The following is a 23,817-nucleotide window of genomic DNA, read 5'->3' as shown; positions in this document are numbered from 1 at the left end:
CGGCGGATGGGGTTGCGGTCAGCCGGGCCAGGGGAGGGTCGCGTACAGCCGGTAGTCGGTGCCGTCCCAGCCGTGTTCGAGGGTTCCGCCGGCGAGAGAGGCGCGTTCCTTCAGGCCGATGAGGCCCTGTCCGGCTCCCGGGATCGTGCCGTCGGCGGGCGCGGCGGGCCCGCCGGGCCCAGCGGGGTTGCGGATCTCGACCGTCAGGCCCTGGCCCGAGGCGCCCCGCACGGTCACCGAGACCGGCGCTTCAGGGCCCGGACCGTGCTTGCGGGCGTTCGTCAGGCCCTCCTGGACGATGCGGTACGCCGTACGGCCCACTACGGCGGGTACCGGAGGCGCCGTTTCCGCGCTGTCCGGCACGTCCATTTCCAGGGTGATGCGGGCGCCCGCCTGCCGTGACTCGGCCGCCAGCCGTTCGACGTCGGCGAGCACCGGCTGCGGGCGGTCCCCGTCCTCCGGCGCGCGCAGTACGCCGATGATCTCCCGCAGGTCCTCCAGCGCCTGGTGCGCACTGTCGCGGATGACGGCCGCCGCCCGGCCCACCTGGTCCGCCGAGGCGCCGGGATTGAACTCCAGGGCGCCCGCGTGCACGCTCAGCAGCGAGAGGCGGTGCGCCAGTACGTCGTGCATCTCGCGGGCCACGTCCTCGCGCGCCTCACGCCGCGCCTCGGTCGCCGCGCGGGCCGCCCTCTCGCGCAGCGAGACCACGAGCTGGCGCCGCGACCGCACATACAGACCCCAGCCGATGGCACAGGCGAGAAGGGCGAAGTAGGTGAGGGCCGAGGTCGTTCTCGGGTCGTCGGACGACGGTGCACCCGCCAGGAAGAGCGGCAGCGGGCCGAATGCCAGGACGGCGACGCAGGCCGTCACCCGTGGCGGCCTGCTCACGGCCACGGTGAACAGCGCGACCATGATCGGGCCCGCGAGGAAGTGCGAGAAGGGTTCCGCCAGCAGCAGCGCGACAGCGAGCAGAACCGGCAGCCGACGGCGCAGGAACAGCGCTCCACAGGCCAGACCACCGGTCAACTGGTCCAGGAGGAGCGCCGCCTCCGACACGTCCGGGTCGATGAACACGGCGTCGGCACTGAGCGCCAGAAAGCACCCGGCGAACAGGAACGCACCTATGTCGACCGCCCACTCGCGCGCCCCGCGCCGGCGCACGGGCTCACCGCGCGCCGCGCCCGCACCGGCGAGCTCCCTGGTGTGACGCACCCATCCCGTCGTACGGCGCACCCATCCGGCCGGGCCGCGCCTCCACTCCGTGGGGTGGGAAACCGGCCTCCCCGCGCGGGAGTTCCGGCGCTCCGTACGGTCGATCCCCAGCAGGCCCATGCCGCGAATCTACGGGCCGCCGACGGCTGAGGGAGCGGGTGACCAGCGGACAGCGACTTAGGTATGACAGGGGCGGCCCGTATCGCAGACTTCGGTCGCCGCAGCCCACTCGGAAGCCCGATCCCCGCGCCGCGGCCGCGCGGCCACTCTGCCGCCATGAAGAAATTTCTCGGCTTCGTCTCGTTCGTTCTCATCCTCCAGGGCGGGGGCGGCCTCCTGCGCGAGCTCAGTGGCGACCGGCTCCACCTCCCCTGGACGGTGCTCCAGCACTTCGGCTTTCTCGACGGCTACGAGGTCTACGCCTGCGTGCTGCTGATCGTCCTCGGCATCGCGGTCGGCGCGGCCTCCGACGCGGTGAAGGGACACGGCTGACCTGGCCCCGGCATATTCTGAGGCGGAGGCGACAGGCCGCGCCCTCACTTCCCGTACGTACCGACCAGGAGCAGAACCGTGTACTTCACCGACCGTGGCATCGAAGAGCTGGAGCAGCGGCGCGGCGAGGAAGAGGTCAGTCTCGCGTGGCTGTCCGAGCAGCTGCGCACTTTCGTCGATCTGAACCCGGACTTCGAGGTGCCGGTCGAGCGGCTCGCGACCTGGCTGGCACGCCTGGACGACGAGGACGAGGACGAGGACTGACGCGAGCGCCCGTGGGCCGGGCGGAAGGCATGAGGGTTGCGCCTGTCGCGATACGCGACATATCGTGTCTCTGGAGGAGACGCGATATGTCGTTGCGCGTTGGACGGGTGGTGCCTGCCCGCACGCCGCAGCGCCCGAGCCTGGGGAGGCCGCAGTGCCCGTACCCGATGACCGCTCGTGGGAGATCAGCGAGCCGCAGCGGCTCGAGTTCGACGACCCGGTGACCGAGCTGCACGTCCGCGTGGTGAACGGCACCGTCAACGTCGTCGGCACCCCGGATACGACCACTTGTGTCGAGGTCGGCAAGGTCAAGGGCCCGCCCCTGCTCGTCCGCCGCGAGGAGGGCAAGCTGGTGGTCGCCTATGACGACCTGCCCTGGCGCGGCTTCCTCAAGTGGCTCGACCGCAAGGGCTGGCGGCGCGAGGCGGAGGTATCGATCAGCGTCCCCGCGCACGCCGAGCTGTCGGTCGGCGTGGTGGCGGCCAGCGCGGTGGTCTCCGGGGTTCGTGGCCGCACCCGGGTGGCCGGAGTCTCCGGCAGCACCACCCTGGTCGGGCTGTCCGGCCCGGTGGCGGCCGAGACCGTCTCGGGCGACGTGGAGACCCAGCGACTCTCCGGAGCGCTGCGCTTCTCCACCGTCTCCGGCGATCTGACCTGCATCGACGCCTCCGCCGGAGAGATCAGGGCCGAATCGGTCAGCGGCGCGATGATCCTCGATCTGTGCTCGCCCCGCACGGGTGAGCCCGCCGACATCCGGCTCTCCAGTGTCTCGGGCGAGCTCGCGGTCAGGCTGCCGGACGACGCGGATCTGACGGTGGACGCACACACCACGGGCGGTGCCGTCTCCAGCGCCTTCGACGGGCTGCGGGCCGACGGCTGGGGCGCCCGCCGCATCACCGGCACCCTCGGCGCGGGCCGCGGCACCCTGCAAGCCGCCAACGTCTCCGGCGGCCTCGCGCTCCTCCGCCGCCCACCGGGCGAGGACCCACTGGACGAGGACCCACTGGACGGCTCCGCCGCCCCGGAAGCCACCGACCGCCGGCCCGAAGCCGCCGTCCAGGACACCGCGGCGGCAAGCGGCCCCGACTCGCCCGAGTACCCCGGCAACCCCTCTCCGGCGAAGGACCTGTGACATGCCTCCCGTCTTCGCACACGGCCGCCTGCGCCTGTATCTGCTGATGCTGCTCGACGAGGCACCGCGCCACGGCTACGAGGTGATGCGCCTGCTGGAAGAGCGCTTCCAGGGGCTCTACGCACCCTCTGCCGGGACCGTCTACCCGCGGCTGGCCAAGCTGGAGGCCGAGGGCCTGGTCAGCCACACCACCGAGGGCGGCCGCAAGGTCTACTCGATCACGGAGGCGGGCCGGGCCGAACTGGCCGACCGGCGGGCCGAGCTCGCCGAACTCGAGGTAGAGATCCGCGACTCCGTGGCCGCGCTCGCCGCCGATATCCGCGAAGACGTCAGCGGCACCGCCAGCGACCTGCGCCGCGAGATGCGGGAGCAGGCGCGCGACGCGCGCGGCCGGACCAGAGCCGGGCGTGGCCGCGGCAGGACCGGTGCGCGCGCCGACGGCGACAGCGGCGCACCCCCCGGCTGGGAAGACGGATGGGAGAGCGGCTGGGACGGCGTCTGGACCGACAGCGAGGCCTGGCGGAACGCCAAGGAGGAGCTGCGCCGCGCCAAGGACGAGTGGAAGGAACAGGCCCGCAAGGCGAAGGAGGAGGCCCAGCAGGCCAAGCGCCAGGCGCGCAAGGAGCGCGAGGCGCACACCGAGGCACTGGCCGAGGTGCGGCGGATCGCGCGCCAGGTGCAGGAGCAGATGCAGAGCCGGATGCGTACGGGTGACTGGCAGGGCGCCGTCCGCGACGGCATGTCCGGACTGGCCCGCGAGATGGGGGACCTGAGCCGCCTCGCCGGTCAGACGCCGCCTTGGTCCGGGGAGCCGGGCCCGCCGAAGGACGGCACGGATCAGGGCCGTTCGACGGGCGCGGCGCCGGATGTCGAGGGCGCCATGGACGCCAAGGGTGCCGAGGGCGCTCAGGGCGCCAAGGGAGCCAAGGGAGCCAAGGGTGCCGAGGACGAGGTGCCGCTCACCGACCCCACGGGCGACCCGGCACGCGACCTCGAACGCCTGCTGGACCGCTTCCGTGACGACGTCCGCGACGCGGCCCGCGACCACGGCGTCGACGACGCCCAACTGCGCGAGGTGCGCCGCCATCTGTCCACCGCCGCCGCCCATATCGGCGTCGTGCTGCGCGGGGTCGGTGGTACGGGCAGCCCCCGGACGCCGGGCGGGCAAGGCGCTGCGGACTCCTCACCCTCCTGACCACTGGCGCGGTGCCCCCTCCGCCGCACCGCCGAACTCACGAGCGAGTCCGCGCGCGAACCCGCGAACGAACCCGAAGGGGTTCAATATGACTGTCTGCTGGGCACGTTGACGCGGACAGAGGCTGCGAACGCGGAAGCGAGGGGGCGCACATGGAGCGAGAGATCCGGGAGATCACGCTGCCGGGTGGGGAGACGGTACTGGCGCGGGTGCACGTGCTGGACGAGGGCGAAGTCCCGCTCGGTGCCGAGGAGTTCGAGTACGACGACGTGGGCATGCGCGACCAGCTCCTCGCGCGTGCCCAGCAGCTCAACGAGGTGATCGGCGGGGTGGGTTCCGCCGTTCTCTCCGCCGCCCGGAACGCCCGCCCTGACGAGGTCAGCGTGACGTTCGGCATCGAACTCGCCGTCAAGTCGGGCAAGGCGCTCGCCGCCGTCCTCGCCGAGGGAGAGGCCAAGGGGGCGGTCTCCGTCACCCTCACCTGGCACAAGCCCCCGACGGCGGACGACGGGCCCACAGCGCTCGGCGGGGCCGCCGACCCGGGGACCACGGCCCTGCCGGGCGGATGACCAGGGGCACCCGCCCCTCCCGTCTGTCACACCCGGCGACTAGCCTGCTACCTCATACACCTCACGTAGGAGAGCCGCGGGGGAACGGGGCGTAGAGGGGGAGCGCTGTGCAAGGAGTGCGAGCCGCGCGACGCGGGGGGCGACGATTCGGCGTGCTGCTGTGCGCGCCCTGTGCCGCATGAACGCCCCCGCGAACCTCGCGGACTCCGTTCGCGCATCCGTCGTGCGCATCGGGGCACCGCCCGAGGGGTACGACGCAAGCAGCGGGCCAAGCGACGAGGGCCGTCGCAGCGACAGGAACCGGCGAGCGTTCTGGGGGAGCGGTTTCTTCGTCGCGCCCGGATGGGTCCTCACGTGCGCCCATGTCGTCGGCAAGGGTGCCGCGCCCGTATGGAGGGGGGAGCGCGCCATCGGCATCACGATCGGGGACACCGCGGGCACAGCCGTCGCGGCCGGTGGCGTGGGCGCGGGTGACCTGGGCAGCTCGGACGAGTCAGTCGGTGCCGACGGCGCCGGCACCGTCCTCCTCGGTGAGCTCGCGTTCGGGCTGCCGCTGCCCGAGGACCCCCAGGCGCCCCCGGCCCCCTGGCCGTTCCCGGACCTGGCGCTGGTACGGGTGCCGGGCGCCGAGGACGCCGACTGCCTGTGGCTGAGCGACCGTTCGGTACTGACTCCGGCGGACATCGGGCTGTACGGCTGGGCGCCGAGCGAGGTCAGGGGCGAACAGATGTTCTTCACCGGGCTGGGCAAGGCGACCGGAGTCGTCGGCCGCCCGCTCATGCTCAGCGGCGACCAGCTGACCGAGGGCTGCTCCGGCGGGCCCGTGCTCGACCAGCGCCGCGGCACCGTGCTCGGCGTCAGCAAGGGCGCGGGCCGCAGACCGGGCTCCGGGCTGGCCACCCCCATCACCGCGCTCCGCAAGCTGTGCGACGCGGGGCCGCGCGGCGCCCGCCTCCTGCACGAGGTGCTCTCCGCGCACGACAGACACCACCTGAGGCGCTACAGCGGGTTCTGGGGCCACAGCTGGTACCGGCAGCACGCCCGCCTGGGGCCCTCGGGCGGCGAGCCCGCGTACGGCTTCACGGTGGACCGCCGCGCCGAGCTGTACGCGCTGTTCGCCGAGGTCGACCCGCCCACCGGGGCCGGCCAGGTGCTGCAACTGGCCAACGAGGCACGCAACATGGTGCTGCGCTGGCCCTACACGCTGCGCGACCACGATCCCCGCTCCTGGCGGGAGGGCGCCGGGCTGCTCTACGACCCCCGGGACAACAGCACGGCCGACGAGGAGCCGTCCGGCGATCTCGCCCTGGAGGCGGTGGTGCTGTACGCCGCCAAGGTGACGGCCGCGCTGACGCGATCGGGTAGGACGCGTACGCCGCGCGCCGCCCGGGCGCTGGCCGACCTGCGCGAGTGGGTGGAGCGCACGGCCCGGACGCTGCTCAACGACGTCATCCGCGCCCGCGTCCCCGGGGTGCTGGACGGCCACCGCCCCGCCTCGGCAGCACGCGCGGATGTGCTGGTGGAGATAGAACCGGACATCTACGGCTCCGGACGGCACGCCTGGCGGGTCGCGCTGGTACGCCCGGCCGAGAAGGACGACCTCCACACCGGTGACCCCGCGACCGTCGGCGGGATACCCGAACCCGGGACCGACCCCGCCGCCGAGGACGGCGAGCGGGAGGAGATCACCGTCGAGCAGAGCCGCGAGGACGCACCGCGCTCCCGGCTGGAGGAGGCCGTGCGCGGCGCGCTGTCCCAGGCCCTGGACCAGTGCGATGTGGACGACCACCTGGCGGCCGTGGAGTTCGTACTGCCACGCCCGCTGTTCGACGAACCGGTGGACGCCTGGCGTGCCAGGCCCTACGACCCCGCCGACCCGTTCAACCCGCACACCCTGCCGCTGGGCCAGCGCAGGCTCGTGGTCGTACGGGACAGGTCCCGCAAGGACCACGGCTTCACCCCCGAGTGCCGCAGCCGCGCCGCCGCTGTGCTGGACGGCCCCATGGAGGCCGTCCCGCTGCGCGGCGAGGTGCCGGGCTCCGGCCACGACGCGCCGGTGCCCGAGGGCGGCCAGGCCGCCTACGGACGGCTGATGGCGGCGCCGCCCGGCGCCGTACCTGTGTACTGTGCACGGACCGGCAGCGGTCCCGGGGCCCGCGCCATGGCTGCGGCGCTCGGAGCCGGACACGCCATGGCACTGTGGCGGCACTCCTACAGCGACAGCCACGACCACGACGACTGCGCGGAGTTCCACGAGCGGGCCGCCGAGCTGCTGCGCGAGACGCACTCGGCACGGCAGCTGCCCTGGCACATCAGAGCCCTGCGCAACAGGAACGCCGACCTGTCCGACGACCCGGATGGCGCAAGTGACGTCAACAGCACGCCAATTGATCCCTCGTCGGCCTGGGCACGGCATATCGTCCTGCTCTACGATCCGCCCCACAGGACCTCGGGGGACGGACCGTTGCGCGAACCACCGCTCATGCCCAGGCCGCCGACAGCGTTGAGGAGCACACCGTGAGCGATTGGCGCATCTACCGCGGTGCGGGCGTCCCGCACGAGGGTGTGCGCGAGCTGCCCGAGCCGCCACCCTGGCGCGACTTCACCGGCGCGGGCACCGGGCCCGACTCCCCGGCGGGGGCGCACGGCGACGATCCGGAGGGCGCCGACACCGCTCGGAGGCTGGGCGCCAGGCGCCGCCTGGTGGAGAGCCTCCATCCGCGGCCCGAGGAGGTCGAGGCGGTCAACGCGGCACTGTATCTGCGCCGCCCGCTCCTGGTGACCGGCAACCCCGGCACCGGCAAGTCCACCCTCGCGCACGCCGTCGCCCACGAGCTGGGCCTGGGCCGGGTGCTGCGCTGGCCCGTCGTCAGCCGGACGACGCTGCAGGACGGGCTCTATCACTACGACGCCATCGGCCGCCTCCAGGACGTCCAGCTGGACCGCGCCGTCGCCGGGGACAGCAGCGCGCCCCGTGCCCGCCCGCCGATCGGCTCGTACCTGCGCCTCGGTCCGCTCGGCACGGCGCTGCTGCCGGCCCGGCCGGCCGAGCCCGAGGGCACCCCGCTGCCCCGGGTGCTCCTCGTCGACGAGCTGGACAAGAGCGACATAGACCTGCCCAGCGACCTGCTGAACGTCCTGGAGGACGGCGAGTTCGTCATCCCCGAGCTGGAGCGCATCGCCGACCGCGAGCCGGTCACCGAGGTGCTGACGGCCGACGGCGAGAAGGTGCGCATCGAGGGCGGCCGGGTGCGCTGTACGGTCTTCCCGTTCATCGTGCTCACCTCCAACGGGGAGCGCGACTTCCCGGCCGCGCTGCTGCGCCGCTGCATCCAGCTCGACCTCAAACCGCCCGGCGACGAACAGCTCGCCGCGATGGTCTCCGCACACCTGGGGGAAGAGGCGCTGGAGGAGGGCGCCGAACTGGTCCAGCGATTCCTGCGGCGCCAGCCGGGACAGGTCATCGCCACCGACCAGCTGCTCAACGCACTGTTCCTGACACAGCGCGCCTCGGGCGTCGAGCGGGTCACCCGCGACCGGCTGGCCGAGATGCTGCTACGCCCCCTCGACCGCCCGAGGTGACGTTCACATGAGTGCGGCCTCGCCGCCGCCGCGGCGACCTTTGGACGCCCCGCGGTCCACGGCGGCCTCGTGGCCCGGGCAGCAGCCGTTGCAGGACGTCACGGAGCTGGTCGCGCGGCTGCGGGCGGCAGGCTGGGACCCGTCGTCCGAGGAGCTGGCCGAGGCACTGTGGCTGGCCCGCTTCGATTTGGCGAGCGCTGCAGGGGAACCCGACGCGGACTCCACCCGGCCCGGCTATCCAGAGGGCCGGAAGCCGCAGCCGGAGCCCCCCATGCCACCAGTCGAGGACCACGCCGCCGACGAGCCGGAGGAGACGCCCCCGGGCCCGGAGCGCACGGCTCCTGTCTCGCTGTTCGCGCCGCGCCGGCACGGCGGCGCCCCGCCGGCCGGCTTCCCGGTCCGCGCGCCCGCGGCGGGAGCGCTGTCCGGACTGCTCGAACTCCAGCACGCGCTGCGCCCGTTGCACGGCTACCGGCCGCCGCTGCCGCCCGCCAAGGGCGCGCTGGACGAGGACGCCACCGCGGATCTGAGCGCCCGCTCCACCGCCGTGCGGCCGGTCTTCGGCACCGAGGTCCGCCGCTACAGCGAGATCCAGCTCATCATGGACGCCTCGCCCACCGCTTCGGTATGGCAGCCCACCCTGGAGCGGCTGCGGCAGACCTTCGAACAGCTCGGCGCCTTCCGCGACGTCCAGGTGCGCTATCTGCACCGCGCCAGGGACGGAGCGCCGCTCATCGGCACAGGGCCTGCCGACGGCACAGCGCGGCTGCGCCCCGCCGACGAGTACCGCGACACCACGGGCCGCCGCCTCACCCTCGTGGTCAGCGACTGCGTGGGTGCCCTGTGGCAGGACGGCCGCGCCCAGCGGCTGCTGCACCACTGGTCGGGCCGTTCGCCACTGGCCGTCGTCCAGCCGCTGCCGCCCCGGCTGTGGCCGCGTACGGCGCTGCCGGCCGAACCCGGGCAGTTACTGCGCGAGCGCGGGCTCGGCGGGCGCGTCACTTTCGAGCCCGACAGCTACGGCCCGCCCCCGCCCGCGGAGGCCGTGCCGGTTCCCGTACTGCTGCCCACACCGGAGGCGCTGGGCAACTGGGCGCGGCTGCTGGGCACCGACAGCGAGCGGGCGGTCGCGGGCGCCGCCGCCTGGGTGCTGCCCCGGCACCCGGCGATGCCCGCGCCGCGCACCCCGGCCGGTGGCGTACCGGCCCGCACCCTGCTGCGCGAGTTCCGCAACAGCGCCTCACCCGGAGCCCTCGATCTGGCCGTGCACCTGGCGGTGGTGCCGCTGCTGCTGCCGGTCATCCATCTGGTGCAGGAAGCGATGCTGCCCGACACCGGGCCGATGGAGCTGGCCGAAGTCCTGCTGTCCGGGCTGCTGACCCGGCTGCCGGAGGACGACGGGCCGGAGGGCACCAACTGCCGCAGAAGTCTGCCGGGTCCGCGCTACGCGTTCGCTCCGGGCGTCCGCGACCTGCTGCTGCAGTCCCTGGACCAGGGCGCGGCAGTGCTGATCCTCAAACACCTGTCCGGGTATGTGGCGCAGCGCTTCGGCAAGGGCACCCGCAACTTCGCCGCCATGGCCGTCGCCCAGCTGACCGGCCGCGCCGAACAGGAACGCGCCGAGGGCGAGCCCGCGGGCACCGTCGAGGGCGGCTCGGAGCCGGACGAGGCCGAGGACGGCGACGAGATGTTCGCGACCATCCCAGCCGAGGTCGTCCGCTTCTATCTGCCCGAGCAGACCGCGGCCGACCAGGTGGCCGAGACCGAGCGGCTGCTGCGCCGGTGGCGTGCCCAGGGCGACATCCAACTGCTGCACCGCGCCCGCTCGGTGGGCGAGGCCGCTCGCGCCGCCGACCGGGACAGCGCACGCGCCCGGCTCGCCCTCGGCCGGGTGCTGCACGCACTGGCCGGCACGGCCGCCGTACGACGCAGCCCGCAGGGCCCCGAGCCGCTGCTGCGGGACGCCGCCGAACTGCTGACCGACAGCGTGCCCGGCACCCTCCTGGAGCGCGCGGGAGTGGAGCATTCGCTCTGGCAGATCAGCGGCGGCACCCGGCACCTGCTGCGCGCCGAAGGACTGCTGCGCTCGCTGGCGGGCCGCACGGGTGCACCGCAGGACACGGCCGACCCGTCACTCCCCCCGGACGCCGAGCGCACCCGTAAACTCCGGCTGGGCCGGGTGCTGCTCGCCCTGGCCCAGACCGCACCCGAACACCGTCACCGGGCGGCCCTCGAGGCCGTCGGCGAACTCCGCGAAGCGAGCGACATGCTGGCAGACCGCGCGCCCGGGTCCCCAGAGCCCTCCAGCGCCTCCGCGACCTCCGAGACCCAGGCCGTACCGGTGGCCCGTCAGAAAGCCGACGCCGGCGGCCGGGAAGCCGGCGGCCGCGACGAGACCGGCGCACAGCGCTGCGGCGCTCTGCTGGACCTGGCGGCCGCGCTGCGGCTGAGCGGCGCCCCGCCGCAGGAGCGCCTCGATGTGCTGGCACAGGCCGGCGCTCTGGCCGGGGAGCGGTCCGGGCTGCGACTGCGCAGCGCCAGGGAACGCGCCCGCGTGCTGCGCGAGACCCGCGACTGGGAGGCGGCGGCCGAGGCGTACCGGGAGGCCGAGGGGCTGACCGAACGCGACAGCGCCCAGCGCGGCGAACTGCTCATCGAATGGGGCGAGATGCTGCTCGGCGAGGCGGGCGACCTCACGCGCGCCGAGGGCCTGCTGCGCGAGGCGCTCACCCGCGCACCGTCCGGCAGCTCCACCGTGGCCAGGGCGGCGCTGCTGCTCGGCCGTGCGCTGCTGCTCCGCTACGAACGCGAGAACTTCCTGCCCGACCTGTACGAGGGATGCCACCTGCTGGAGCAGGCGGCCCGTCAGGGCCCCGACGCGGACAGCAGGGCGCAGGCGTGGCTGCGGCTGGGCAGAGCCCGGGCGCTCTTTCCGGCGGCCGCTCCGGAGTCCCAGCAGGCGGCGGCCGAGTTCGGCAGGGCCCTGGAGGAGCTGGCCCAGGAGCGGGAGCGCGGCTCCCTCACCGCGGCCAGGGCGCTGCACGCACGGGCCGGATTCCACCGCTCCCAAGGGCGCACCGAGGAGGCCCTGGCCGACTACCGTGCGGCGGAGGCCGAGTGGCAGCTGCTGGCCGGTCATCTGGCGGACATCCCCTGGGAAGAGGTACGCGACACCAGGGACCGGGTGGCCGAACTGTCCTGAGCGGGTAGGGGATACGGGGGGAGGCAGCGAGGGGGAACGGGGGGTGCCCTGATGTGGTGTGCGGGGAAAGACGAGGACCGGCCGAATGCGGTGGCACCGCGCCTCGCAAGTGTTTCCGGTTTCCTGCCCCGGGAAAGAGACATCATCCGTGCAACTGCCCCCGGGTGGGTTCCTAGGGAGGAGAAGAGCGTGCCGAAGCGGACCGAGGGCGCGTCCCGCAGTCCGGGCCGTGGGCCCGGCGCCGCACCGTCGTCGCCCTTGCCCGACCTGACAGGTATGACCCTACGCACTCTCAGGACCTGCGAAGATCCCACCATTACGGCTGCTGTGGAGAGCGCGCTGCGCGCCCCCGAGGAACTGTCGCGGGTGTGGCGGTCCTCCGGCAGCGAGGCCGGCCGCCGCGGCCGGGAGCGGCACTCCGGCGGCGTTCAGGCGACCAGGCACCGTACTGGCGGGAAACGGGGCGTGATCCGGTCAACCTTCGGCTCGGTCCACGGCACCTCCGGCCCGCATGTGGGCCCGGGAGACAGCGTGGGCCGTCATGAACCCCTTTGAGATACCGGGCCCCCAGCTGCGCCGGATGGGGGAGACCCGGCCACTGCCGGGCGAAGCCGCCTTATTGGAAGGCTGGCTGCACAGCAGGCGCCTGGTACTGCTCAAGACCCTGCTGACCCGGGCCGAACGCGCCCGGCTCCCCGCGCCACAGGCCCGCGCGCTGCGGGAGCACTGGGCGCTGCTGGAGGACGCCGAGCTGCACGACCCCGCCGCGGCGCGCGGGGCCCTGGGCCGCCCGGCCGCCGGTAACTGGCTGGCACACGCGCTCGCCGCCCCGCCCGGTGCCCCGTTCACGGCCGCGCTGGCGGGACTCGGCACGCTGGCCGCGACGGTGGCCCTCGCCGCCGGATGCGACTTCCGCCTGGTGCTGCCCGCGACCCAGGGCCGCCTCACCCTCCCGGGGCTGGGCTCGTACGCCACTTCCGCGCCCCGGGTGCGGATAGCGGCGACGGACACCACCGTCACCTTCGCCCCCGAGGACGGCCGCCCCCTGTCCGTACCCCGTGAGGACCTACTCGGCCACCGGACCGTGCCGCAGCACGGCCTCGGCACCGCCGCGCCGCAGGGCACCGACTCGCCGCAGGGCGGCCCGCAGTCGCACTGGCGACCGCTGACGCCGCTGCCCGGGGTGCCCGCCGTCCTCGACGACCAGGATCCGCACCTGGCGAGCGAGACGGGTCGCGCCGGACTCGCCGGTCTGCTGCCCGCCGCCGTCACGGCCCCGGACGAGGCGTACGAGTGGCGGGAGCTGTGGACACGGGCACTGGACCTGCTGCGCGAGGCGGATCCGGAGCGGGCCACCGAGGTGGCGACGCTGGTCCGTACCGTCGTACCCGTTCTGTGGGAGCGCGACGGGCGCGCCAGTGCCACCCGGCTGGCCGCACCCTGGGCGGTGCTGACGACCCTTCCGCGGACCCCCGAGGAGATGGCCGAGGTCCTCGTCCACGAGGTGCAGCACAGCAAGCTCGCCGTGCTGGGCGGCGTCGTACGGCTCAACGAGGAGTCGGCCGAGGCCGTCTACCGGGTGGGCTGGCGCAGCGATCCCAGGCCGCTGGGCGCCGTGGTGCAGGGCACGTACGCGCATCTGGCCCTCGCCGACCTGTGGGGCAGGCTGGCCCGCCGGGCCTCGGCAACGCCCGCCGAACGCGCCGCCGCGCGCCGCAGGGCAGCCGACTTCGGCGCCCAGGTCGACCACGCGCTTTTCCTCCTTCTGGGCTCTGGTCAACTCACCCGTCAGGGCACAGAGTTCGTGGAGGGCATGCGTCACCGTCACGAGCGGCTGAGCTCCCCGGGCGTGCGGGCCCCAGGGGCCCGCGAGGACACGGAGAACGCAGCCGACAGACTCACAAACGGTCACTTTGGGTAATCTCGCCGTATACGCCGCCCCGTGGGCGGCGACGGCTGCTGGACGAGGGAGAACGCAAGCATGGTCGCTCAGCGGGAACCGGCTCAGGGCACCGCGCCCGGAGGGGAGTCCGAGCACTTCGTGGTGGTCTTTCCCGGCTACCACCGGGGATGGGGCAACTGGATCGCACACCGGCTGGAGAGCCATGGGCACCGCACCACCCTCCAGCGCTGGGACCCGGACCGCGAGCAGCCGCTGGAGGAGGCGCTGGGCGATCTGCTGCTGGCCTCCGGACGCGTCCTGCTGGTCATCAGCGACCTGTTCCTCCAGCTCGGGCCGCGCACCGAGGCCGACTGGAACGCGGTGCTGCGCGGCTATGTCGCCGACCACATCGAGCGGTTCGCCGCCGTCAACCTCACCAACCGCGAACTGCTGCCCGCCACCGCCGTGCTGGAGCCGGTCAACCTGTGGGGCGTCGGCGAGGAGGAGGCCGAGCGGCGCCTGCTCAACCGCCTCGGACTGCGGCCCCGCCGGATGCCCGTACCGCAGCCCGGCTACGCCAGCCGCTACCCCAACGACCCGCCCGCCGTCTGGGGCGAGGTGCCGCGCCGCAACGCGCGCTTCACCGGCCGCGACCTCATCCTCGGCGACCTCCAGCAGCGGCTGATGGACGCCGAGCACGGCGCCGCCGTCTGCACGCTCGTGGGCACGGCGGGCATCGGCAAGACGCAGATCGCGGCCGAGTACGCACACCGGTTCGCACCCGACTACGACGTCGTCTGGTGGGTCAACTGCGACCAGCGCAACACCCAGCGCGACACCTTCGGCTCGCTGGCCGCCGAGATCGGCCTCGACAGCTCCGGCGAGGTCGGTGAGCGGGTGCGCGCCGTACGCGAGGCGCTGCGCAGGAACGAGCCCTCCGGACGGTGGCTGCTGATCTTCGACGGCTGGGAGGAGCCCGAGGACGCCGCCGCCTACCTCCCGCAGGGCGGCAGCGGCCACGTCCTGATCACCTCGCGCAACAAGAGCTGGCGGTCCCTCACCGACATCAAGCAGATCAGCGCCTTCCGCCGCGCCGAGTCCACCGGCTATCTGATGCGCCGCGCCCCGCACATCACCGTCGAGCAGGCCGACCAGGTGGCGACCGAGTTCCAGGACCTGCCGCTCCAGCTGGCGCAGGCAGCGGCCTGGCTTGGCGAGGAGGGCATGGAGGTCCCCGAGTACCTGCGCATGGTGCGCGGTGTGGGGCTCACCCGGCTGGAGACCAACACCATGCCGGACGACTACCCGTACTCGTCCCTGACGTCCTGGTCGATGCTGCTCAACAAGTTGCGCAAGTCCGAGCCGCGCGCCGTGGAACTGCTCTCCTTGTGCGCGGTCTTCGCACCCGGCCGCATCCCGCTGGGCCTCGCCCGGGGCATCCCCGCCGCCGAGCTGCCCGACAACCTGCGCTGGGTCAGCAGTGACCGCTCCGGCTGGACGCGTGCGCTGGACTCCCTCGTCAACTACTCCGTGCTCACCCGCGAGGCCCGCACCCCCTCGGTGGGTGACGGCGACCAGAGCGACTCCGTGCACATGCACCAGGTCGTCCACAGCGTCATCAGCGAGCTCACCCAGGGCAGGCAGAGCGACGTCTACCGCGACACCGTGCACCGGCTGCTCGTCGAGGCCGACCCGGGTACTCCCAAAGACAGCCGCCAGTGGGGCAGGTACGCCGAGATGCTGCCCCATCTGCTCGCCTCGGCGGCACCCTCCAGCAAGGAACGCCGCGTCCAGGAGATGCTGCTCAACTGCCTGCGCTACTGCTACTCCAGCGGTGAGTACACCCTCGGCGCCGAGCTGGCCGAGGGCATCCGCTCCGACTGGGAGACGTTCCTGGACGCCGCCGCCGATCAGATGCTGGCCCTCACCACCGTGCAGGGCAATCTGCTGCGCGGGGGCGGCCGGTTCCGCGAGGCGCAGGCGCTCGACAGCGCCCGCCTGGAGCGGCTGCGGGAGAGGCCCGACACCGGCGGTTCCCATGAGGAAGCCGTCATGGACGCCACCAGTTGTCTCGCCTCCGACCTGCGGCTGCTGGGCCAGTACGACGAGGCGCTGCACCTGCAGCAGCAGGTTGTCGAGGTCTCCCGTCGGCTGTACGGCCCGGAGGAGTGGACGAGCCTGCTCGCGCAGCACAATCTCGCCGTCGGCCTGCGGCTACTGGGCCGCTACGAGGACGCCTACGAAACGGACCTGGACACCCTCCGCAAACGCGAGCAGGTGCTGCGCGCCCGGCACCCCAACACACTCGCCTCCGGCAACGCCTGCGCCCGCGATCTCCGGCTGATGGGCCGCTACCAGGAAGCGCTGGCCCGCCAGGAGCTCGGCATGCGGCTGCACCTCCAAGTGCTCGGCGCCCAGCACCCGCAGACCCTCATGGCCCGGCACAATCTGCTGCTGTGCCAGCGCAGGGCGGGCGCCTCCCGGCAGGACCTCGCCACCGCGATGGCCATCCTGCTGGAGCAGCACGAGCAGGTGCACAGCCGAACCCACTACTCCACGCTCTCGCTGCTGACGGACTACGGCAATTTCCTGCGGGAACACGGCGATCTCGCGCGCGCCAGCGAGCTGCTGATCGAGGCGGAGGACGGTTTTCGCTCGCTGTTGGGCCAGGCGCACCCGGTGCCCACCGCGATGCAGTCCAACGCGGGTCTGGTGTTGCAGGCCGAGGGCGACCGCGACGGTGCGCTCAACATGTTCGAGCAGGCGCTGGCCGGGCTCACCACGCTGCTGGGCGCCGACCACCCCGCCACGCTCGGCTGCGCCCTCAACACCAGCGGCGGCCGCAACTTCAGCGAGGCGCTGGAGGACGCGTACGAGCTGAGCCGCGACACCCTGGAGCGGTCCCGGCAGGTGCTGGGTGAGGACCATCCCCTCACGCTCTCCTGCATGGTGGCCAACTCCGGTGACCTGCGCTCGCTGCGGCGCCGGGAAGAGGCCCGCGAGCTGGAGAGCGAGGCCCTGGAGCGGTTCACGCGCTCGCTGGGCGCCCAGCACCATCACACCCTGTCGGCCCGCCAGCGCACCCGCCCGTACTGGGACTACGAGCCGTACCTGGGCTGAGCCCGCCTTACGCGAACGCCCGAGGGCCCCCGCCGCATCGCGCGGCGGGGGCCCTCGGTTCCGTACGGCAAGCCGTCCCGTGCAGGCCGGCTCAGATCTCGAAGACCTCCCTGATGAGCTGCGCCTGCTCCTCCGCGTGCCGCTTGCCCGAGCCCACGGCGGGCGAGGACGAGGACGGCCGGGAGACGCGCCGCAGCCGGTCCGCGTTGGGGACGGGCTCCGAGCCGATGATCAGGTCCAGGTGGTCGACCAGGTTGAGCGCGATGAACGGCCACGCGCCCTGGTTGGCCGGCTCCTCCTGGGCCCACACGTACTTCTCGGCGTTGGAGAACCGCGCCATCTCGGTCTGGATCTCCTTGCCGGGCAGCGGGTAGAGCCGCTCCAGGCGGATGATGGCGGTGTCCTTGAGCTCCCGCTTCTGCCGCTCGGCGTCCAGGTCGTAGTAGACCTTGCCGGAGCAGAAGACGACCTTGCGGACCTTGGCCGGGTCGATCTGGCCGCTGTCCACCATCGTGTCACCGATCACCGGGCGGAAGCCGCCACTGGTGAACTCCTCCGTCTTGGAGGCCGCAGCCTTCATCCGCAGCATCGACTTCGGAGTGAAGATGACCAGCGGCTTGTGGTGCGGGTTGTGCACCTGCCAGCGCAGCAGGTGGAAGTAGCTGGAGGGCAGCGACGGCATGGCGACCGTCATGCTGTTCTGCGCGCACAGCTGCAGGAACCGCTCGATACGGGCCGAGGAGTGGTCCGGGCCCTGGCCCTCGTAGCCGTGCGGCAGCAGCAGGGTGACACCGGAGGTCTGGTTCCACTTCTGCTCGGCCGAGGAGATGAACTCGTCGATGACCGTCTGCGCACCGTTGGCGAAGTCGCCGAACTGCGCCTCCCACATCACCAGCGCCTCGGGCCGGGCCAGCGAGTAGCCGTACTCGAAGCCCATCGCCGCGTACTCGCTCAGCAGCGAGTCGTAGACGTTGTAGCGGGCCTGGTCGTCGGAGAGGTACAGCAGCGGCGTGTAGTCGTCACCGGTGTTCTGGTCGAGCAGCACCGCGTGCCGCTGGCCGAACGTGCCGCGCCGCGAGTCCTGGCCCGCCAGCCGGACCGGGGTGCCCTCCATCAGCAGCGAGCCGATGGCCAGCGTCTCGCCCATGCCCCAGTCGATCGTGTCGTCCTCGACCATCTGGGCACGCCGCTGGAGCTGCGGCGTCAGACGCGGGTGGACCGAGATCCGCTCGGGCACGTTGACCTGGGACTCGGCGATCCGCTTGACGACCTCCTGGGTGATGGCCGTCTCCACGTGCACCGGGAACTCCGGCTGCGGCGCCGGGACCTCGGCCGGTGCCGGGGCCGACGTGGCGTCCCGCACCTCGGTGAAGACCTTCTCCAACTGCCCCTGGAAGTCCTGGAGAGCCTGCTCGGCCTCCTCCAGCGTGATGTCGCCACGGCCGATCAGCGATTCGGTGTACAGCTTGCGCACCGAGCGCTTGCGGTCGATCAGGTCGTACATCAGCGGCTGGGTGAACTTCGGGTTGTCGGTCTCGTTGTGACCGCGGCGCCGGTAGCAGATCAGGTCGATGACCACGTCCTTGTTGAACGCCTGCCGGTACTCGAACGCCAGTCGCGCCACCCGGACGACGGCCTCGGGGTCGTCGCCGTTGACGTGGAAGATCGGCGCCTCGACCATCCGCGCCACGTCCGTCGAGTACATCGACGAGCGCGCCGACTCGGGGGCCGCGGTGAAGCCGACCTGGTTGTTGATGACCACGTGGATGGTGCCGCCCGTGCGGTAGCCGCGCAGCTGCGACATGTTCAGCGTCTCGGCCACCACGCCCTGGCCCGCGAAGGCCGCGTCACCGTGCAGCGCGATCGGCAGCACCGTGAAGTCCGTGCCGCCCTTGCCGATGATGTCCTGCTTGGCGCGTGCCACGCCCTCCAGGACCGGGTCGACGGCCTCCAGGTGTGAGGGGTTGGCGGTGAGCGAGACCTTGATCTGCTCGCCGTCGAGCCCGGTGAAGACGCCCTCGGCACCCAGGTGGTACTTCACGTCGCCGGAGCCGTGCATCGACTTCGGGTCGAGGTTGCCCTCGAACTCCCGGAAGATCTGCGCGTACGGCTTGCCCACGATGTTCGCCAGCACGTTCAGCCGGCCGCGGTGCGCCATCCCGATGACGGCCTCGTCCAGCCGCGACTCGGCGGCCGCGTCGATGACCGCGTCCAGCAGCGGGATGACGGACTCGCCGCCCTCCAGCGAGAACCGCTTCTGGCCGACGTACTTGGTCTGCAGGAACGTCTCGAACGCCTCGGCGGCGTTCAGCCGGCGCAGAATGCGCAGCTGCTCCTCGCGCTCCGGCTTGACGTGCTGGAGCTCGACGCGGTCCTGGATCCACTTGCGCTGCTTGGGGTCCTGGATGTGCATGTACTCGATGCCGGTGGTGCGGCAGTACGAGTCACGCAGCACGCCCAGGATGTCGCGCAGCTTCATCATGGACTTGCCGGCGAAGCCGCCGACCGCGAACTCCCGCTCCAGGTCCCACAGGGTCAGACCGTGCTCGGTGATGTCCAGGTCGGGGTGCTTGCGCTGCTTGTACTCCAGCGGGTCGGTGTCGGCCATGATGTGGCCGCGCACCCGGTAGGAGTGGATCAGGTCGAAGACGCGCGCCGCCTTGGTGACGTCGTCGTCGTGCGAGGCGTCGATGTCCTGCATCCAGCGCACCGGCTCGTACGGGATGCGCAGCGCCTTGAAGATCTCGTCGTAGAAGTTGTCCTCGCCCAGCAGCAGCTGCGAGACCTTGCGCAGGAACTCGCCCGAGGCCGCGCCCTGGATGACGCGGTGGTCGTAGGTGCTGGTGAGCGTCATCACCTTGGAGACGCCGAGCCGGTTGAGGGTGTCCTGCGAGGTGCCCTGGAACTCCGCCGGGTACTCCATCGCGCCGACGCCCATGATCAGGCCCTGGCCCGGCATCAGGCGCGGCACCGAGTGGACGGTGCCGATACCGCCGGGGTTGGTCAGCGAGCAGGTGACGCCGGAGAAGTCCTCCATCGTCAGCTTGTTGTTCCGGGCGCGGCGGACGATGTCCTCGTACGCCTGCCAGAACTCGAAGAAGGTCAGCGTCTCGGCCTTCTTGATGCCCGCCACGACCAGCTGCCGCTCGCCGTTGGCCTTCACCAGGTCGATGGCCAGGCCCAGGTTGACGTGGTCCGGCTTGACCAGGGTCGGCTTGCCGTCCTTCTCCGCGTAGGAGTGGTTCATCGACGGCATCGCCTTCAACGCCTGCACCATGGCGTAGCCGATCAGGTGCGTGAAGGACACCTTCCCGCCACGGGCGCGCTTGAGGTGGTTGTTGATGACGATGCGGTTGTCGAACAGCAGCTTCACCGGGACCGCGCGCACGGACGTGGCCGTGGGCAGCTCCAGCGAGGCGTTCATGTTCTTCGCCACGGCCGCGGACGGGCCGCGCAGCGGCACGTACTCAGGGCCCTCGGCGGCCTCCGTCGCGGGCGCCGCCTTGCCGGCGGGCGCCTTCGCGCCGCCCGCCTGGGCGGGCTGCTGCGCCGCGGGCTTCGCGGGCTCGGCCTGCTTGGGCTGCTGCTTCGGCTCGGCGGGCTCCGCCTTCGCCGGAGCGCTCGCCGTGGCGGCGGCCTGCGCCGGCTGTGGGGCGGCCTGCCCGGCGGCGGGAGCGGCCGGGGCCTGCGCCTGCGCCTGGGCCGGTGCGGCCTTCACCGGCGACGGGGCGTTGTCCCGAGGGGTGCCCGCGCCGTTCGGCGCCGTGCTTCCGTCGGAGGACTCCGGCTGATAGTCAGCGAAGAAGTCCCACCAGGCTCGGTCTACCGAGTTCGGGTCCTGGAGGTACTGCTGGTAGATCTCGTCGACGAGCCACTCGTTTGGCCCGAACGAAGGGCCAGGGTCCTTGCCCTGTCCGTCCTTCCGTTCCGTAGTGGTGCTCGATGAGCTGTTGGGGGACTGTGACGACACGGCGGCAACCGCCCTCTTCCGCTTCCTTAGGTGGTGGACAGCGGAAATAAAGGCTACGCCTCTCCGGACGATTGGTGGAGTCCGGGCCGCTCTTGGTCACGTACATCACATCGCGGCGGCGGTTTCGGGGCAGGATTCGGCGGGAATCACTGACGGATTTGCCCAGCACGGGAACCGGGTAGCCCATATTTCGCGTCCGCGGGGTCTCACCTGCGAGGGTACGTCAGACCTGTGTTCCCCCCGCCCCCGGAAGAGTGAGCTGTATCCGGCAGCCACGGGGGGACTCGGCCACCCGGATCCGGCCCCCGTGCAGCTCCACCGCCCAGCGCGCTATGGCCAGCCCCAGACCGGTGCCGCCGCCCGGGCTGATCCCGCCCTTGCGGCCGGTGACCGACTCGGTGCTGTGCGTGCCGTTGAACCGGTCGAAGACCCGCTCCCGCTCCGCCTCGGGGATACCGGGCCCCTCGTCCAGCACCTCGACCTCCAGACTGCCGCCGCCCCCGGCGCCCGGCGCCGGGCCGGCGCCCCCGGCGGCGCCAGGGCCCGGCCTGGCCTTGACCGTGACGCGGCCGTGCTGCGGGCTGTGCTTGACGGCGTTGTCTATCAGGTTGGCCACCACCTGGTGCAGCCGTTCGGGGTCCGCGTAGGCCACCAGCTCGGGCGGTGAGACATCCAGATGGAGGTGGACGTCCTTGCGGGAGTGGCCCGAGCCCTTGCTCATGTTGGCCTCCTTCAGGACCCCGGCCAGATACGGCCACACCTCGAAGCGCCGCGAGCGCAGCGGCACCACGCCGTTGTCCAGCCGTGAGAGGTCCAGCAGGTGGTCCACCAGCCTGCCCAGCCGCTCGGTCTGCGACAGGGCTGTGCGCATCGTCTCCGGATCGGCCTGGGAGACGCCGTCCACCACGTTCTCCAGCACGGCACGCAGGGCCGCGATGGGGGTGCGCAGCTCGTGCGAGACGTTGGCCACCAGCTCCTTGCGGTGCTGGTCGACCGCCTCCAGATCGGCCGCCATCCGGTTGAAGTTCGCCGCCAGCTCGCCGAACTCGTCCCGCCGCTCGCCGCGCACCCGTCGGGAGTAGTCACCGCTCGCCATCGCCTTGGCCGCGTCGGTCATCTCGTCCAGCGGCGCGGTCAGCGACTGTGCGACGAACTGGGTGATCAGCAGGGAGGCGACGATGGAGATGATCGTGATGACCCGCAGCTCGGTCGCCGACTGCATCGCGAACAGCGCGAGCAGCGTGGTGATCACCACGGAGACGATCACCAGCCAGCCCAGCGCCGCCTTGACCGACCGGTAGGGGTCCACGGGGCGCAGCCCCTCCCACAGCCGGTCCCAGGCCTGTGCGCCGTGCCGTGCGGCGGCCCGCCGGACGGCTGCCGCCGCACGGCTCAGCAGGCGGGCCAGCCCTCGCGCTGCCGACCGGGTGCGGGTCGTCAGAGAGGTCAGGGACAAGGACACGGAAACGGACACCTCGCTCCGTCCCCTCCGGCCGTCAGGAGCTCTCCGTCGCGGCGCCCGTCACAGGCGTCGCCGCGCCGTCCGGGCCCGGGGTCTCCAGCGCGTATCCGACGCCGTGCACCGTGCGGATGCGCTCCGCGCCGATCTTGCGCCGCAGCGCCTTGATGTGGCTGTCGACGGTGCGGGTGCCCGAGGCGTCGGCCCAGTCCCACACCTCCGCCAGCAGCTGCTCGCGCGAGAGCACGGCGCGGGGGGAGTGCGCCAGGCACACCAGCAGGTCGAACTCGGTGGGGGTCAGATGCACGTCCTCACCGGTGACCCGCACCCTCCGCTGCGCGTGGTCGATCTCCAGCTCGCCGAGCCGGAGTATGCCGCTGCGCGGCGTGTGCGCGGCCAGCGTCGCCCGCTCCACCCTGCGCAGCAGCACATGCACCCGCGCCGCGACCTCCCGCATGGAGAACGGCTTGGTCATGTAGTCGTCGGCGCCCACGCCGAGGCCGACCAGCATGTCCGTCTCGTCGTCCCGTGCGGTCAGCATCAGCACCGGCACCGGGCGCTGGGCCTGTACCCGGCGGCAGACCTCCAGGCCGTCGAAGCCGGGCAGCATCACATCCAGCACCAGCAGGTCCGGCTGCCATGCCTCGGCGGTGTCCACGGCCGCGGGCCCGTCACCGGCCGTCTGCACCTGGAAGCCCTCGGCGCGCAACCGCCGCGCGATGGCATCGACGATGGTGGGGTCGTCCTCGACGACGAGGATCCGGCGCTGAGCGCCCGGGGTGGTCGCGGCGGCAGCGCCGCCGGGTGTCTGAGTAGTGTTCTTCTGGTCCATACGACCCCGCCCCTGTGGCTCTTTCCGGCTTTCCTGGGACAGCAGCGTAAGGGCCTGCTACGGGCCTCGGCTACGCCGGTCGTGCTGCGAAGTGGACCACGTCGGGGACGCCTCGGGCGACCGGGATCTCATCCGTCCGAACACGGCAGAATCCTGCATTACGCAGACATCCCTCGAATCTTTCGGACGGCTGTGCCGACCACACGGCGAGGATTCCGCCGGGTGCCAGCGCCGCCCGGCAGGCGGCCAGTCCGGCGGGGGAGTAGAGGCCGGTGTTGTCGTCGGTGACCGTCCAGTCCGGGCCGTTGTCGATGTCCAGGCACAGGGCGTCGAAGCGCTGCCCCGCTGCCGCCGCCTCGTGGACGTACTCCACCAGATCGGCCTCCACCAGCTCGGTGCGCGTATCGGCCAGCGCCTCTCCCGAGAGGGCGGAGAGCGGCCCAGTGCGGTGCCAGTCGAGGATCGCGGCCTCCCGCTCGACGACGGTGATCCGCCCCCAGCGCGACTCGTGTGCCGCCTCCACCAGCGAGAAGCCGACTCCGAGCCCGCCGATCAGCAGCCCCGGCCGGTGCCGTTCGCCGAGTTCGTCCAGCGCCGCACGCACCAGCAGCCGTTCCGAACGGCCGTCCGAGGTGTCCATCAGGAAGCAGCCGTTGGCGATGATCTCGAAGTGCGGCCCGCGCCGCCGCAGCACCACCTCGCCGTGCGGCCCCTCCCGCCGCTCGACGGTGACCGTCTGCCCGGTGTCCGCCGGGTCCACAGGAATCGCGGCATTCGACATGGGGGCAGGGTAGGCCGCATGCCGCTCCCCGCGGGGGTGGGGGAGCACGGGACTACCGCTGCCGCACAGGTGGTTGACCGGATGCGGGCACCCCCGGTCCTCGTCGGCGGGCCCGTGGCGGG

General features: G+C 72.5%; 15 protein-coding genes. 10 read left to right on the top strand and 5 right to left on the bottom strand.

Translation table 11 applies throughout. The features are described 5' to 3' along the window. Positions 1-18 precede the first annotated feature (18 nt). Complete coding sequence (locus tag HC362_RS10075) at positions 19-1,335, bottom strand: histidine kinase (RefSeq protein WP_243083584.1); 1,317 nt, start codon at positions 1,333-1,335, stop codon at positions 19-21. Between the two features lie 156 nt (positions 1,336-1,491). Here HC362_RS10075 and HC362_RS10070 point away from each other — a divergent pair, with 156 nt between their 5' ends. The 10 genes from HC362_RS10070 to fxsT all read left to right on the top strand — a co-directional run bounded on the left by HC362_RS10070 (position 1,492) and on the right by fxsT (position 16,653). Continuing rightward, entirely contained in the window at positions 1,492-1,707 is a 216-nt protein-coding gene (locus HC362_RS10070) for a hypothetical protein (RefSeq protein ID WP_243083582.1), read from the top strand. A 78-nt stretch (positions 1,708-1,785) separates the two neighbouring features. After that, positions 1,786-1,971, top strand: coding sequence for a DUF6104 family protein (locus HC362_RS10065; protein ID WP_243083580.1), 186 nt, complete (start codon positions 1,786-1,788; stop codon positions 1,969-1,971). A 154-nt stretch (positions 1,972-2,125) separates the two neighbouring features. Continuing rightward, a complete protein-coding gene (locus tag HC362_RS10060; RefSeq protein WP_243083578.1) occupies positions 2,126-3,103 on the top strand; it encodes a DUF4097 family beta strand repeat-containing protein in 978 nt (325 codons plus the stop codon). Between the two features lies 1 nt (position 3,104). Continuing rightward, positions 3,105-4,298, top strand: coding sequence for a PadR family transcriptional regulator (locus HC362_RS10055; RefSeq protein WP_243083577.1), 1,194 nt, complete (start codon positions 3,105-3,107; stop codon positions 4,296-4,298). Between the two features lie 152 nt (positions 4,299-4,450). After that, positions 4,451-4,867 (top strand): CU044_2847 family protein, encoded by a 417-nt coding sequence (locus HC362_RS10050; protein ID WP_243083576.1) that lies wholly within the window; start codon positions 4,451-4,453, stop codon positions 4,865-4,867. Between the two features lie 178 nt (positions 4,868-5,045). Then, positions 5,046-7,388, top strand: a complete 2,343-nt coding sequence (locus HC362_RS10045) for a trypsin-like peptidase domain-containing protein (RefSeq protein ID WP_243083575.1) — start codon at positions 5,046-5,048, stop codon at positions 7,386-7,388. Then, on the top strand, positions 7,385-8,449 hold the full coding sequence (locus tag HC362_RS10040) for a MoxR family ATPase (protein ID WP_243083574.1): 1,065 nt from the start codon (positions 7,385-7,387) through the stop codon (positions 8,447-8,449). Before HC362_RS10045 ends, HC362_RS10040 begins: the two co-directional genes overlap by 4 nt. Before the next feature lie 7 nt (positions 8,450-8,456). Further along, complete coding sequence (locus tag HC362_RS10035) at positions 8,457-11,651, top strand: SAV_2336 N-terminal domain-related protein (RefSeq protein ID WP_243083572.1); 3,195 nt, start codon at positions 8,457-8,459, stop codon at positions 11,649-11,651. Positions 11,652-12,192: 541 nt separating this feature from the next. Next, the gene (locus HC362_RS10030; protein WP_243083571.1) at positions 12,193-13,572 is read left to right on the top strand and encodes an HEXXH motif-containing putative peptide modification protein; all 1,380 of its coding nucleotides are present in this window, start codon (positions 12,193-12,195) and stop codon (positions 13,570-13,572) included. 60 nt (positions 13,573-13,632) lie between these two features. Next, entirely contained in the window at positions 13,633-16,653 is a 3,021-nt protein-coding gene (gene fxsT, locus HC362_RS10025; RefSeq protein WP_243083569.1) for an FxSxx-COOH system tetratricopeptide repeat protein, read from the top strand. Between the two features lie 91 nt (positions 16,654-16,744). On the opposite strand, the gene HC362_RS10020 is transcribed toward fxsT, so the two are convergent. The 4 genes from HC362_RS10020 to HC362_RS10005 all read right to left on the bottom strand — a co-directional run bounded on the left by HC362_RS10020 (position 16,745) and on the right by HC362_RS10005 (position 23,695). After that, positions 16,745-20,623: a multifunctional oxoglutarate decarboxylase/oxoglutarate dehydrogenase thiamine pyrophosphate-binding subunit/dihydrolipoyllysine-residue succinyltransferase subunit gene (locus tag HC362_RS10020; protein WP_243083567.1), complete on the bottom strand. Its 3,879-nt coding sequence runs from the start codon at positions 20,621-20,623 to the stop codon at positions 16,745-16,747. 223 nt (positions 20,624-20,846) lie between these two features. Next, complete coding sequence (locus HC362_RS10015; RefSeq protein ID WP_243088464.1) at positions 20,847-22,019, bottom strand: ATP-binding protein; 1,173 nt, start codon at positions 22,017-22,019, stop codon at positions 20,847-20,849. Positions 22,020-22,119: 100 nt separating this feature from the next. Then, positions 22,120-22,914, bottom strand: coding sequence for a response regulator transcription factor (locus tag HC362_RS10010; RefSeq protein WP_243083566.1), 795 nt, complete (start codon positions 22,912-22,914; stop codon positions 22,120-22,122). A 70-nt stretch (positions 22,915-22,984) separates the two neighbouring features. Continuing rightward, positions 22,985-23,695 (bottom strand): spermidine synthase, encoded by a 711-nt coding sequence (locus tag HC362_RS10005; protein ID WP_243083565.1) that lies wholly within the window; start codon positions 23,693-23,695, stop codon positions 22,985-22,987. Between the last annotated feature and the right edge of the window lie 122 nt (positions 23,696-23,817).

It is taken from the genome of Streptomyces sp. 891-h, assembly GCF_022760275.1.
Taxonomy (GTDB): Bacteria; Actinomycetota; Actinomycetes; order Streptomycetales; family Streptomycetaceae; genus Streptomyces; species Streptomyces spirodelae.
Note: the sequence above shows the minus strand (reverse complement) of the source record. Positions and strands in the feature narration are given on the sequence as shown.

What these genes read in the sequence shown, in the direction of transcription:
- HC362_RS10075 (WP_243083584.1), bottom strand. Translation starts at nt 1,335, where the DNA reads ATGGGCCTGCTGGGGATCGACCGTACGGAGCGCCGGAACTCCCGCGCG.
- HC362_RS10070 (WP_243083582.1), top strand. Translation starts at nt 1,492, where the DNA reads ATGAAGAAATTTCTCGGCTTCGTCTCGTTCGTTCTCATCCTCCAGGGC.
- HC362_RS10055 (WP_243083577.1), top strand. Translation starts at nt 3,105, where the DNA reads ATGCCTCCCGTCTTCGCACACGGCCGCCTGCGCCTGTATCTGCTGATG.
- HC362_RS10050 (WP_243083576.1), top strand. Translation starts at nt 4,451, where the DNA reads ATGGAGCGAGAGATCCGGGAGATCACGCTGCCGGGTGGGGAGACGGTA.
- HC362_RS10045 (WP_243083575.1), top strand. Translation starts at nt 5,046, where the DNA reads ATGAACGCCCCCGCGAACCTCGCGGACTCCGTTCGCGCATCCGTCGTG.
- HC362_RS10035 (WP_243083572.1), top strand. Translation starts at nt 8,457, where the DNA reads ATGAGTGCGGCCTCGCCGCCGCCGCGGCGACCTTTGGACGCCCCGCGG.
- HC362_RS10030 (WP_243083571.1), top strand. Translation starts at nt 12,193, where the DNA reads ATGAACCCCTTTGAGATACCGGGCCCCCAGCTGCGCCGGATGGGGGAG.
- fxsT (WP_243083569.1), top strand. Translation starts at nt 13,633, where the DNA reads ATGGTCGCTCAGCGGGAACCGGCTCAGGGCACCGCGCCCGGAGGGGAG.
- HC362_RS10010 (WP_243083566.1), bottom strand. Translation starts at nt 22,914, where the DNA reads ATGGACCAGAAGAACACTACTCAGACACCCGGCGGCGCTGCCGCCGCG.
- HC362_RS10005 (WP_243083565.1), bottom strand. Translation starts at nt 23,695, where the DNA reads ATGTCGAATGCCGCGATTCCTGTGGACCCGGCGGACACCGGGCAGACG.